Source organism: Bradyrhizobium sp. LeoB3 (assembly GCF_055456055.1).
Window position 1 is genome coordinate 1 of record NZ_JBVBEF010000012.1, and the last position, 12,364, is coordinate 12,364.

A 12,364-nucleotide genomic window follows, 5' to 3' on the forward strand; every position below is an offset into this window, starting at 1 on the left:
GAGCTGCTCGCGCGGCACGCGCTGGAAATAGCCGGTGTAGTCGGTGGAGGTGAAGGCGTTCTCATTGCCGCCGACCCGCAGCACCGTCTGGGAGAATTCGCCGGCCGGATGCTTGGCGGTTCCCTTAAACATCAGGTGTTCGAGGAAATGCGCCAATCCCGATTTGCCAGGCGTCTCGTCGGCGGAACCGACCCTGTACCACATCATCTGCGTCACGACCGGAGTGCGGTGATCGGGGATCACCACCACCTGCAGGCCGTTGTTCAGCGTGAAGCTCGCAGGGCGTTCCGAGGTGACCGTGGTCTGGGCAATGGCGCTGGAGGCGGAAAGGGAGGCCGTCGAAAGCAATCCGGCAAGAAGCGAAACCACAAGGCGGTGCTGGGACATCAGGACCTATCTAAAAAACCCGGAGCAAGATTGCTCCGGGTACGACGGCATCATAGGCTGCGCTCAAATCTGTTATCGTCACGAAGGCGAGAGACGAGATTAATTAATCGCCATACTTGCCTTGCGACGGGTTGTATTCCTTGTTGAGCGATTCCTTCGGCCCGGTGCCATAGGCATAGTTCGGCGATGGCGTCTGGTAGCCGGGCGGCGGCTGGGTCAGGGATTCCCGGTTCGGCTCGCCCTTGAAGGGGGCGGTCTCCGTCTTGGCGCCGCCGAACAGCCCGCTGAAGCCGCCCTTATAGCCGAGCTGGTCCGGCGAGAGGATCGCGTTAGCGCCGGGATTGCCGCCGGGCTGGTCGACCGACTCGCCGCCGGTGGACTTCTTGTCGCTCTTCTGAGCGAGCTCGCTCGGCGTCAGGACGCGGCTGGCTTCGCGCGGATCCTTGTTCGTGTTCTTCCGCGCCGCGATCGCCGCCTTGCGGCGCTGCTCGTCGGGGTCCTTGGGCCAGTTCGGCACCTTGGCCTCGGCGGACGAGGCAGGTGCGGGCAGGTTGAGGCTCGGGGGCACGACCAGCGGCGAGCGCTCGCGGTAGTCGATGCCGCGGTTTTCCATGTTGGTGCCGCCGAGGCCCTTCATGATGCCTTCGATGACCTTCTCTTCGAAGGTCTTGTCATCCTCGTCGTCCCCGTCATCGCCGGCCCGCACGGGACCTGCGGCCATCACGAGGCCGATGCCGAGGGCGACCGCGGAGAGCCGCAATCCATGCATCAGCGCTTTCCAGGAAGTCGAGCTATCGGCTTGTGGAGCGTTGGCTTCAGTGTGGCGCATCGCGCTCTTCCCCACTCTTTAAATTCGCTAGGGTGATCACCGGCTTAGGCACGGTTCCGCCCTTGAAATCTTACCCGCTAGCAGAGCCGTATCGGCCGCGATCAGGGCGCTTTTGCGGCGGGGACCCCCAGGAAGGAATCATACAATAGTGCGGCTACCCCGACAACGATCGCCACGTCCGCGAGGTTAAAGACGTACCAATTGAGGGTTTTTTCCCCGATCTGGATGTGGAACAGGGCGAAATCGACCACCGCGCCATAGGCGAAGCGGTCGATGGCGTTGCCGATCGCGCCGCCGATGATCAGCCCGAGCGCAATTGTCGCAAGCAGGGTCCGCGAGTACGCCATCCAGATCGCCAGCGCCACCACCGCGATCGCCTTGACCGCCATCAGCACGAGCTGGGCCGTCGGGCTGTTGCTCTGGAACCAGCCGAAGCTGATCCCGACGTTCCAGGCCAGCACCAGATCGAAGAACGGCGTCACCTTCACCACGCCGCGCCCGGGGAGGTCGAACACGAACAGCAGCCAGAGCTTCGATGCCTGGTCGAGGATCAGCGTGATGACCGCCGCGATGATGCCGGCGCGCACGGGAGGGGTCATGCGGGCAGTTACACGGCTACCCCGAGCGCCTTCCACTCCCGCAACGCCTGCGCGTCGCGCGGGGAGACGTCGGGATATTCGGCATCCTCGCCGACGGTGGGCAGGATCTTCCACGAGCGCGCGCATTTGCGGCCGACCGCTTTCTCCACCACCACCGCAACGCCCGGCACCTCGTTGAGGCGGAATGCATGCTCCGGCGCGTCCTGGTTGGTCACCATCGCGTTCGATGTGATGCAGACTTCCGCAAGATCGACGTTGAACAGCGTGTCGAGCATCTCCTGGTCGGAGACGTAGACCAGCGGCGAGGCTTCCAGCGAGGAGCCGATGTTCTTGGCCGCACGCTCGATCTCGAGCGCGCCGGTGACGACGCGTCTGATGTCGCGGACGGTCTCCCATTTGGTGGCCAGCCGCTCGTCGCGGAATTTCTCCAGCCCCTCGGGAAACAGCGTCAGGTGCACGGAAGGTTCCGCCTCCGGCCGGTACATCCGCCACGCCTCGTCGGCGGTGAAACTCAGCACCGGCGCCAGCCATTTCAGGACCGCATCGCAGATCATATCGATCACGGTCAGCGCCGCCTTGCGCGCGACCGAGGACGGCGGATCGCAATAGAGCGTGTCCTTGCGGATGTCGAAATAGAAAGCCGACAATTCCGTGTTCATGAACGTCGCAAGGCTCGCGACCACGGTCTTGTAGTCGAATTCGGCGTAGGCCTTGCGGATGATCGCGGCCTGGCCGGCCAGCTCATGCAGCATCAGCCGCTCGAGCTCGGGCATCTCGCCATAGGCGACCTTCTCGCTCGGCTTGAAGTGATGCAGCGTGCCGAGCATCCAGCGCACCGTGTTGCGCAGCTTGCGATAGGTCTCGATGGTGTTTTTCAGGATTTCCGGGCCGATGCGCTGGTCGTCGGAATAGTCGGTCGCGCAGACCCAGAGCCGCAGGATGTCGGCGCCGGAATCCTTGATCACCTTCTGCGGCTCGACGGTGTTGCCGAGCGATTTCGACATCTTGCGGCCGTTCTCGTCCAGCGTGAAGCCGTGGGTCAGCACCACGTCATACGGCGCACGGCCGCGGGTGCCACAGCTCTCCAGCAGCGAGGAATGAAACCAGCCGCGATGCTGGTCGCTTCCTTCCAGATACATCACGGTGTCGTCGCCGCCCTCGATCTTGCGCTTGATGCCGGCAAGGCCCGGGAAGTGCACGGGGTCTTCCAGCACGAAGGCGTGCGTCGAGCCGGAGTCGAACCAGACGTCCAGGATGTCGTCGACCTTCTTCCAATCCTCATTGGCGAGCGAGCCGAGAAAGCGCTCGCGCGCGCCATTGGCGTACCAGGCGTCGGCGCCTTCCTGCTCGAATGCTTCTGCAATGCGCTGGTTGACCGCCTCGTCCCGCAGGATCTCGGCCGAGCCATCGCCTTTCTCGCGCACGAACACGGCGATCGGCACGCCCCAGGCGCGCTGGCGCGAGATCACCCAGTCGGGACGGTTTGCGATCATGCCGTTGATGCGGTTCTGGCCCGCCGGCGGCACCCATTGCGTCACCGAGATCGCCTGCAGCGCGCGGGCGCGCAACGTATCCCCTGGCTTCGCCTTGCCGTCCGTTGCGATGTCCTTATCCATCGCGATGAACCATTGCGGCGTATTGCGGAATATCACCGGCTTCTTCGAGCGCCAGGAATGCGGATACTGATGCTTCAGCCGCCCGCGCGCGAGCAGCATGCCGCGCTCGATCAGGGCCTTGATCACGGCCTCGTTGGCGTCGCCCTTCTCGCCCTTGTCGTTGATCACGCGCTTGCCCTCGAAGCCCGGGGCCTGATGCGTGAAGGCGCCGTTCTCGTCGACGGTATAGGGGATCGTGGGGTTGATGCCGCGGCTTTCCAGTTCGCGCGCATTCGCGGTCCAGACGTCGAAGTCCTCGCGGCCATGGCCGGGCGCGGTGTGCACGAAGCCGGTGCCGGTGTCGTCGGTGACGTGATCGCCCGCGAGCAGCGGGACCGTGAATTCGTAGCCGCCGGCGAGGCCGTTGAGAGGATGCGCGGTTTCTACCGCGTCGAGCGTATCGCCCGGCAGCTCACGCACCTTCTCGTAAGCGGTAACGCGCGCCTGCTTGAACACGCTTTCCGCAAGCGCATCCGCCAGGATCAGGAGATCACCCGCCTTCGCCCAGTTGTCGGCAGGCGCATCGGTGACCTCATAGAGGCCATAGGCGATCTTCGGCGAGAAGCTGATGGCGCGGTTGCCGGGCAAGGTCCATGGCGTCGTGGTCCAGATCACGATATTCGCTTTCGCGAGCACGCCATGCGCGGGCGAGGTGACCGGAAACTTCACCCACACCGTGTCTGAGGTGTAGTCCTCGTACTCGACTTCGGCTTCCGCCAGCGCGGTTTTCTCCACCACACTCCACATCACCGGCTTGGAGCCGCGGTAGAGCGTGCCGTTGGCCGCGAACTTCATCAATTCGCGCGCGATCTGCGCCTCGGCGGGATAGGTCATGGTCTCATAGGGATGATCCCAGTCGCCGATCACACCTAGCCGCTTGAACTCCTCGCGCTGCACGTTGATCCAGTGCGTCGCATAGGCGCGGCACTCTTTCCGGAACGCCACCATCGCCGCGGAGTCGCGGAAATCCGGCTTCTGCTTGCCCTTGCGGCGGTAGTTCTCCTCCTCGATTTTCCACTCGATCGGCAGGCCGTGGCAGTCCCAGCCCGGCACGTAGTTGGAATCGAAACCCAGCATCTGCTGGCTCTTGGTCACCACGTCCTTCAGGATCTTGTTCAGCGCGTGCCCGATATGGATGTTGCCGTTGGCATAGGGCGGGCCGTCATGCAGCACGAATTTGGCGCGTCCTTTGGCAGATTGGCGCAGCCTGTCGTAGAGATCGATCTCGTTCCAATATTTGAGGATTTCCGGCTCGCGCTGGGGCAGGCCGGCGCGCATCGGGAATTCGGTCTGCGGCAGGAACAGGGTCTTGGAATAGTCTTTGGCGTCGGACTTTTGCGGCTTTTCGGACATCGGACCAGGTTTGACTAGGATGGGCGCGTTTAGCGATCTATCGCGGGAGGAACATGAAAATCCCGGTCTCGCGCCGAGCCTTTAAGAGCTCAGGCGGAAGCCGGGCCGCTAATGCCGATGATGCGCCGTATCAACATGGCGCCTTCCATAGCAGCCGGAGGAGGAAATCGCAAAGGCCGGCGAGTGGACCATGCCGACATCATTGCGGATTTTTTTGAGGATACTAATGTATTGATTATTGGAGAGAATTCATGAGTACCGAGCCACCGGCCAAGGTTGCCGCCCTCGAAATCCAAATGCTCGTCGATCGGGTCTTCGGCGAAGCAAAAAAGGGTGAAGTTTGGTTGCAACGGCCCAATATGTATCTGTCAGGCCGAAAACCTGCTGACCTCCTAAACGATGAAGCGGGCGCGATGGTCGTCCGCGAAATGCTCGAGCGAATTGATCACGGAATCTTCGCGTGAGCCTGTGGCGTTCGTCTAGACTCGTGGATCAGCGCACCGACGTTGCCGAACTTCAACTCATCACGGACGCGGCCGGGCCGGGTTTCCGGTGACAATCTGGCCTGCGGCGACGTCCCGCGTGACTACGCTGCCGGCGCCGATTACGGCGTCGTCGCCGATCGAGACGCCGGGCAGGATGATGGCACCGCCTCCGATCCAGACGTCGCGGCCGATCCCCACCGGTCGGCCGAATTCGAGGCCGGTGCGCCGGGTCTCGGCATCGCGCGGATGGTCGGCGGCATAGATCTGCACGGCGGGCCCGATCTGGGTGCGGTCGCCGATAACGACCTCGACGATGTCGAGAATGACGCAGTTGAAATTGAGGAAGACCTCCTCGCCCACGTGGATGTTGTAGCCATAGTCGCAGAAGAACGGCGGACGGATCACGGCGCCCTTGCCGACATGGCCGAAATGTTCCGACAGCAGCGCGTGCCGTTCAGATGCCGGCGCGGCCAGGGCGGCGTTGTAGCGCGCGAGCCAGGCCTTGTTGGCGGCCGCATCAGCCTGCAATTCCGGATCGCCCGGACGATACAATTCGCCCGCCAGCATCTTCTGTTTTTCGGTCTTGCTCAATCGATCGCTCCGAGTTTCGGGAACGCCTCAGGGGCGGCGGCGAGTTGCGCCCTGGCGCGGGCGCTGTCGTCGTCCATCTGCCGGATCAACGCTTCAATGTTGTCGAATTTCAGCTCATCGCGGATGAAGCCGATGAAGGCGACGTCGAGCACATTGCCGTAGAGATCGCCCTTGAAGTCGAACAGGAACACTTCAAGCAATGGCGCGCCATTGTCGAAAGTCGGGCGGCGGCCGAAGCTGGCGACGCCGTCGATGCGCTCCGAACCGCGGCCGACGCGCACCGCATAGATGCCGTGCTTCAGGCCGCAATTCTTGTCGAGGCGGATGTTGGCGGTGGGATAGCCGAGATCGCGGCCACGTTTCTCGCCATGGATCACCTCGCCGGTGACGAACCAGGGACCGCCCAGCATGGCGTTGGCGTCCGCGATCTGGCCTTCCGCGAGCGCCATGCGGATGGCGCTGGAGGAAACCGGCCGCTCCTCGATATCGACATGCGCCTGGACATCGATCTCGATGCCGAGCCGCGGCGCCTCGGCAACCAGGAGGCTCGGCGAGCCGACACGGCCCTTGCCGAAATGGAAGTCGTAGCCGACCGCGATCCCGCTGATGCCGAGCCGTTCGATCAGGTCATGGTGGATGAAATCCTGCGCGCTGGTGCCGGCGCGGCCCTTGTCGAAGGTCATCACCACGGCGCCGGCAAGCCCGGTGCCTGCGAGCAGGCGTAGCTTGTTGGTCTCATTGGTCAGGCGGAACTGTGGCGTGTTCGGGCTGAAAAAGCTGCGCGGATGCGGCTCGAAGGTCAGCGCCAGCGCAGGTTTCCCATGCGCCTCGCCCATTCGCAGGGCGGCCTCGATCACGGCGCGGTGGCCGAGATGGACGCCGTCAAAATTGCCCATCGCCACCACGGCCCCCCTCGGGATCGCGCTCTGCGGGGTATTGTCGCGAATAACGGTAAAACCGGTCGTCATTTTTTCTTGCGTTCTTCAGGAATTCTTAAGGTCGATTGATGCCGGCGGACGGTGGCTTGTTGGCCCCACAGAAGTCAAGCGGGCGAAATCGCGTCAAAACGGATGCAATCCGTCCCCGGCCGGTTAACGCGCTGTTTAACGCCTGATGCTACTGCTTGGGGTGAGGAATGCGGGCCGCGCAGGCCTGTCGGTTTTTCTTGCAAGCGTCAGTCGCGTGTTTTGGGGGAGAGAAGATGGCGGTTGATTTATCCATGTCGGTCCTGGTGGTTGATGACTACAGCACCATGATCCGCATCATCCGGAATCTTCTGAAACAGCTCGGTTTCGAGAACATCGACGACGCGTCCGATGGTTCCGCGGCGCTGAACAAGATGCGCGCCAAGAAATATGGTCTCGTGATCTCCGACTGGAATATGGAGCCGATGACCGGCTACGATCTGCTCAAGGAAGTCCGCGCCGATCCCAACCTCGCCACCACGCCCTTCATCATGATCACGGCGGAATCCAAGACCGAGAACGTGATCGCGGCCAAGAAGGCTGGCGTGAACAATTACATCGTCAAGCCGTTCAACGCGGCGACGCTGAAGACCAAGATCGAGGCGGTCTTCCCGGACATGGCAACGGCGTAAGTCCAAGCCTCCGCTTTATCAGTTTCGTCATGCCCGGGCTTGTCCCGGGCATCCACGTTCTTGGGCCGCGTGCGCGGAGACGCGTGGATGGCCGGGACAAGCCCGGCCACGACGGCGGAGAGAGGGCGCGCCCTCTCAACTCACTACCACCTCAACTCCCGGATCAGCGCCTTCGGCGGGTGGCCGAACAGCTCCGTCACCGAGGCCGGATCGAGCTGGTCGACGCCTTCGAACTCTTCGGAATGGATGCCGCGGGTCACGAACAGGCAGTCGATGCCAAAGCCCTTGGCGCCCGCAATGTCGGTGCGCACGGAATCGCCGATCGCCAGCACGCGATTGAGTTCGACCGGATGGGCAGCCCGTTCGGCCGCCAGCTGCATCGCGCGCTCGTAGATCGGCTGGTGCGGCTTGCCGTAGAAGATCGCTTCGCCGCCAAGCTCGCGATAGAGCTCGGCGATCGCGCCCGCGCAATAAATCAGCCGGTCGCCGCGCTCGACCACGATATCGGGATTGGCGCAAATCAGTGAAAGTTTGCGTTCGCGCGCCTTCAGGAGCATCGCGCGATAGTCTTCCGGAGTCTCGGTCTCGTCATCGAACAGGCCGGTGCAGATGATGTAATCGGCCTGTTCCAGCGGCGTCAGCGGAGCATCGAGGCCGCGGTGGATCGAGGAGTCGCGCTCCGGGCCGACCCAGTGGATCTTCTTGCCGGGATGCTCGGCGACGAAATGCCGGGTCAGGTCCCCGGACGAGACGATCGCATCATAAGTCTCGTCGGCCACGCCCAATTTGCGCAATTGGCGCTGCACCGAGTCGGCCGGCCGCGGCGCGTTGGTGATCAGGATGACGGTGCCGCCCCGCTGGCGGAACGTGTGCAGCGCCTCGCAGGCCTCGGGAAACGACTCGAGCCCGTTATGCACCACGCCCCAGACGTCGGAGAGCACCACGTCGACGTCGCCAACGACATCGCGCAGCCGCTCGACAAAGTGAAGTGAGGTCACGATCGCGCGTTGCCTAGAGTGAAGTGATTGTTGCGTCGAGTGCCGTGGCCGCGGGCTCCCACCTCTCCCCAGCGGGGAGAGGTCGATTTGCTCCTGGCGATGCGAAGCATCGTCCAGCGCAAATCCGGTGAGGGGGTACAGGTCCCACGAGAGAGCGTAACCCCTCACCCGCGCCTTCGGCGCGACCTCTCCCTGTGGGAGAGGTGGGCACCTCCGAGGCGGCAACACGTTGCTCTAACCGCATCATACCCTAGCCCGGGCCCACGACGCGGCGCGCCAGCGCGGCATTGCCGGTAACCCGCTGTGGCGGGTCGATGGTCGGGCTATTCTGGGGAACGGGAGTATTGGCGCCATTGGCTTCCTGCGGGTTGGGCGGCGAGGCCCCGGCGGTAGCAGATGCGCCTTCGGGCCGCAACGGCCGCGGCGGCGCGAACAGGAACCCCTGGCCGAACCGTACGTCGTAGTCGAGCAGGTCGACGACGGCGCGCTCGCCTTCGATCTTCTCCGCGATCAGATCGATGCCGTAGCGGCCGAGCAGGTCGGACAGATCTGAGGGGTGAATATCCGAGGTCGAGCTCTGCCTGGGATCGAGCAGCAATGCCGCCGGCACCTTGATGAAGCGCACGCCGCGGTCGGCGAGCTCGCGCGGCTCGAAACGGAGGTCGCCGACGTTGTCGATCGAGAAGCGATAGCCGCGCTGCGACAGCGCGGCGAGATGCTCGCTCTCGGTCGGGCCGAGATTGCGGAAGGTCGACTGCTTGAATTCGAGCACGAAGGATGGGGCCAGCGCCCGATTGGCTTCGAGAAAATCCAGGCACTGGGTGAAATTGACGGCGTTGCCGAGCGTCGCTGCGGAGACGTTGCAGAACACGCCGACATCCTTGTTGCGGACCATCAGCCGGCGCAGCACCTGCACACAGCGCAGCATCACCATGTGGTCGATGCGCCCGATCAGGCCGCCGGATTCCGCTGCGCCGATGAAATCGTCAGCGGCGATGATCTGGTCGCGCTCGTCGCGCAGCCGCGTCACCGCTTCATAGTAGCGCACCTTGCGCTGCGGCAGCGTCACCATCGGCTGCAGGTACAGGTCGAGCCGGTTGGCCTCGATCGCATTCTTGATGGTGGTGAGCAACTGCCCCTGGCTGCGCGAGGCCTCGATGGCCTCGGCCGGAGCGGATACCGCCGGTGCCGGCGCCGCTGAGAAAACCTGTGGGGCCGTCGTCAGAGCTGCGGCCCTCCACACGGTGCCAGCTACCGGAGCTGGATCGGTAGCGCGTGGCTCCGGTGCCGGCTCTGCCGCGCGCCCACTCGAAGGCGCGCCCGCAGCGGTTGCCAGCATGTCTTCATGGCTGGCGACGGAGGTCGCAAGCTGCTTCACCAGATTGCCGAGCTCGTTGATTTCGCCGACCACCGCCTGCAGGCGGTCCGCGCTGGCGGAATTGGCCGACACCACGCGGCCCTCCACGGCGGCGAGCCGCCGGCCGAATTCGGCAACCTGGCGGGCGAGATCGGCGGTGCCGCGGGAGAGGTCCGCGATCTGGCCGCCGACATCGGAGCGGTCGCGTAGCCGCAGCGACACGGCATTGTAGAGGATCATGAAGGTCAACGCGGTCAGCGCCACGATGGCCGATTCGGTTCCGCTGATGCCAGCGACCGAATAGAGCACAAGGCCAAGCGAGGCCGCGACCAGAACCATGCAGATGGCGATGAAGATCGTCGAAATGCGAATCATGTCCGCGCGTTACGCTCTCAAGTTTGGCTGTCCACCTCGGCTGTCCCACCCGGGAAAACACGGGCCTCTTAGGCGCGGTCTTGTCTGCGTTCCCCCAAGCGGGACTACTGTACCATCAAGTTTGATTCGGCAGGCTAGCGTTCTTTGGGAGGCTTACGAAACCGCCGGTCCAACCGTGTCGGCGACCTCGGCCTTGCGGGTGCCAAGCGGCTTCGGGCGGCCTATGGTTGTGTCCACCGCGGTCTGGTGCTCGATCTCCGCATTCAACTCCGCACCCAGCAACATGATGCTGGTCGACATCCACATCCACATCATCAGCCCGATGGCCGCGCCAAGCGATCCGTAGGTAGCCGTGTAGTTTCCGAAATTCGATAGATACCAGGACAGCGCCGCTGAGCCGGCGATCCAGAACAGCGCGGAAGCCAGCGTCCCGATGCTGAGCCATTCCCAACGCGGCGCGCGGCGGCTCGGTCCATAGCGGTAGAGCACCGCAAGCCCGGCCGCCAGGATCAGGAACAGCAGCGGCCATCGCCCAAGGCTGACGAGAAGCTGGCTCTCGGGCTTCAGCCCAAGACGATCGAGCAGCAGGGGAAGTACGACCACCGCGCTCACCATCACCAGGAGGGCTGCGATCGCGCTGAGGGTGAGGGCGAGCGAGATCAGGTTCAATCGAATGAAGCCGCGTGTCTCGCGCTCGTCATAGGCGACATTGAGCGCATCGATCACGGCCTTCATTCCGGCATTGGCGCTCCAGACCGCGAGCGCCAGCCCGAACAGGAAGGTCGCCCCCAATTCTCCGGTGCCCTTCGCGAGCACCCGGCCGATCTGATCCTGCACGATCTGGAACGAGCCTTCCGGCAGCATCAGCGCCAATGTCTGAAGATTCCTGGTGATGGTCGAAGGATCGGCATAGAGCCCGTAAAACGAGACCAGCGCGGTGATGGTCGGGAACACCGCCAAGAGGCCGTAGAACACGACGCCTGCGGCGGTGGCGAGCAGGCGGTCGTCATTGATGCGCTGATAGCAGCGCCACAGGATGTCCTTCCAGCCCGCGAGCGGGATCTGGAGCGGGCTCTCCGCGCGGCGTCCCCTGCCGGGTTCGGCCAGTTCGCGGGCGAAACGGCCCGGCGCTCTCGCCGGGTCTATAGCGTTGTGGGCGGGCGCGGGCTTCGGATCGGGCTGAAGAAAGCGATGGACGAGAAGGAGCAGGATCGTCGTCGCCGCGATCAAGAGCCAATTCTCGCCCTGTCCGGGGCGCGCGTCGGACATCGGATTCCTCCAGCAAGGAGTTGTCCCTGGTTCGGATGAACGTGAGCCGGATTTGAATGTTCCGGAAGGCGCCGCTCCGTCGTCATTCCGAGCTCGCATAGCGCGAACCCGGAATCCATTTCGCCGCGTGCTATGCGGTTGGATGGATTCCGGGCTCGTCCTTTGGACGCCCCGGAATGACGGAGGGACGCATTGCGCAATCCTCTCCTCCGTCATGGCCGGGCTTGTCCCGGCCATCCACGTTCCTCTCCGCCCTTAGCAAAGGTCGTGGATGCCCGGGACATCTGCGCGAAGACGCGCTTCGCGCTTTTGCCCGGGCATGACGGCGTCGTACAGTTCGCGCGAATTTCCTTAAGTCAATCAACCAGATTTGCCCCGTCCAGCCCTCGCGCGAAAAACATTCCGCTTCCACCGTCGGGCAAATCAGTGATTTAACTCCGCGCGTCTCACGCGAATGAGGGGCGGGTCGCGATCGTCACGAACGTTGCGGTGAGATGCGGTGGACGGGAGTGTCACGACTGACGAGCGTGGCATTCACGGACGGCGAAGTCGTGTGGTCCTGGCGCCCCGACGCTGGCGCTAAGTTTTTTTGCGCGAAGAAATCCGCGCGAGAGGTGATGGTGGCAAGAAAGCCCGGTCACCAAGGAGAGCACGAAGGAAACCGTAACACCATCGCGCAGGGAAAGCCGGAATGCTTCGGTTGAACCTGTGGTCCTACCCCCGTGCTTTTGTTGCACGGGACCCGCGGGTGCAACCAGCACCCGGCTTTCCCTGCGCCCTCTGTTCAATGAGGGTGGAAAAGTGAAGCAAAGCTCGGGCGTGACTCGCCGCGAGAATGCGAACGCGCATCCCCAACGCCACCGTCATGC

General features: G+C 63.6%; 11 protein-coding genes. 2 read left to right on the plus strand and 9 right to left on the minus strand.

Features of this window, described 5'->3' with window-relative positions; genetic code table 11:
- From ACZXDY_RS11415 to ileS, 4 genes are all read right to left on the minus strand, one after another.
- A partial coding sequence (locus ACZXDY_RS11415; RefSeq protein ID WP_464345555.1) for a M16 family metallopeptidase occupies positions 1 to 387 on the minus strand: 387 nt, incomplete at its 3' end.
- Between the two features lie 103 nt (positions 388 to 490).
- On the minus strand, positions 491 to 1,216 hold the full coding sequence (locus ACZXDY_RS11420) for a hypothetical protein (protein ID WP_464345556.1): 726 nt from the start codon (positions 1,214 to 1,216) through the stop codon (positions 491 to 493).
- A 101-nt stretch (positions 1,217 to 1,317) separates the two neighbouring features.
- The gene (lspA, locus tag ACZXDY_RS11425; protein ID WP_208823715.1) at positions 1,318 to 1,815 is read right to left on the minus strand and encodes a signal peptidase II; all 498 of its coding nucleotides are present in this window, start codon (positions 1,813 to 1,815) and stop codon (positions 1,318 to 1,320) included.
- 8 nt (positions 1,816 to 1,823) lie between these two features.
- Positions 1,824 to 4,823 carry an isoleucine--tRNA ligase gene (gene ileS, locus ACZXDY_RS11430; RefSeq protein WP_464345557.1) on the minus strand — a complete coding sequence of 1,000 codons (3,000 nt, stop codon included), beginning with the start codon at positions 4,821 to 4,823 and terminating at the stop codon, positions 1,824 to 1,826.
- Between the two features lie 251 nt (positions 4,824 to 5,074).
- On the opposite strand from ileS, the gene ACZXDY_RS11435 reads away from it, so the two are divergent.
- Entirely contained in the window at positions 5,075 to 5,287 is a 213-nt protein-coding gene (locus ACZXDY_RS11435) for an MbcA/ParS/Xre antitoxin family protein (RefSeq protein WP_028163927.1), read from the plus strand.
- A 60-nt stretch (positions 5,288 to 5,347) separates the two neighbouring features.
- Here the strand turns inward: ACZXDY_RS11435 and ACZXDY_RS11440 are convergent, their stop codons facing one another.
- Positions 5,348 to 5,899 (minus strand): sugar O-acetyltransferase, encoded by a 552-nt coding sequence (locus tag ACZXDY_RS11440; protein WP_464345558.1) that lies wholly within the window; start codon positions 5,897 to 5,899, stop codon positions 5,348 to 5,350.
- Complete coding sequence (locus tag ACZXDY_RS11445; RefSeq protein WP_028163925.1) at positions 5,896 to 6,867, minus strand: bifunctional riboflavin kinase/FAD synthetase; 972 nt, start codon at positions 6,865 to 6,867, stop codon at positions 5,896 to 5,898. Before ACZXDY_RS11445 ends, ACZXDY_RS11440 begins: the two co-directional genes overlap by 4 nt.
- A 233-nt stretch (positions 6,868 to 7,100) precedes the next feature.
- Between ACZXDY_RS11445 and ACZXDY_RS11450 the strand changes: the two genes are divergently transcribed.
- Positions 7,101 to 7,496 (plus strand): response regulator, encoded by a 396-nt coding sequence (locus ACZXDY_RS11450; RefSeq protein WP_028163924.1) that lies wholly within the window; start codon positions 7,101 to 7,103, stop codon positions 7,494 to 7,496.
- A gap of 143 nt (positions 7,497 to 7,639) precedes the next feature.
- Here the strand turns inward: ACZXDY_RS11450 and ACZXDY_RS11455 are convergent, their stop codons facing one another.
- The 3 genes from ACZXDY_RS11455 to ACZXDY_RS11465 all read right to left on the minus strand — a co-directional run bounded on the left by ACZXDY_RS11455 (position 7,640) and on the right by ACZXDY_RS11465 (position 11,495).
- Positions 7,640 to 8,494: a TIGR01459 family HAD-type hydrolase gene (locus ACZXDY_RS11455; RefSeq protein WP_464345559.1), complete on the minus strand. Its 855-nt coding sequence runs from the start codon at positions 8,492 to 8,494 to the stop codon at positions 7,640 to 7,642.
- A 250-nt stretch (positions 8,495 to 8,744) separates the two neighbouring features.
- On the minus strand, positions 8,745 to 10,226 hold the full coding sequence (locus ACZXDY_RS11460) for an EAL domain-containing protein (RefSeq protein ID WP_464345560.1): 1,482 nt from the start codon (positions 10,224 to 10,226) through the stop codon (positions 8,745 to 8,747).
- 153 nt (positions 10,227 to 10,379) lie between these two features.
- The gene (locus ACZXDY_RS11465; protein ID WP_464345561.1) at positions 10,380 to 11,495 is read right to left on the minus strand and encodes a YihY/virulence factor BrkB family protein; all 1,116 of its coding nucleotides are present in this window, start codon (positions 11,493 to 11,495) and stop codon (positions 10,380 to 10,382) included.
- Positions 11,496 to 12,364: the final 869 nt, after the last annotated feature.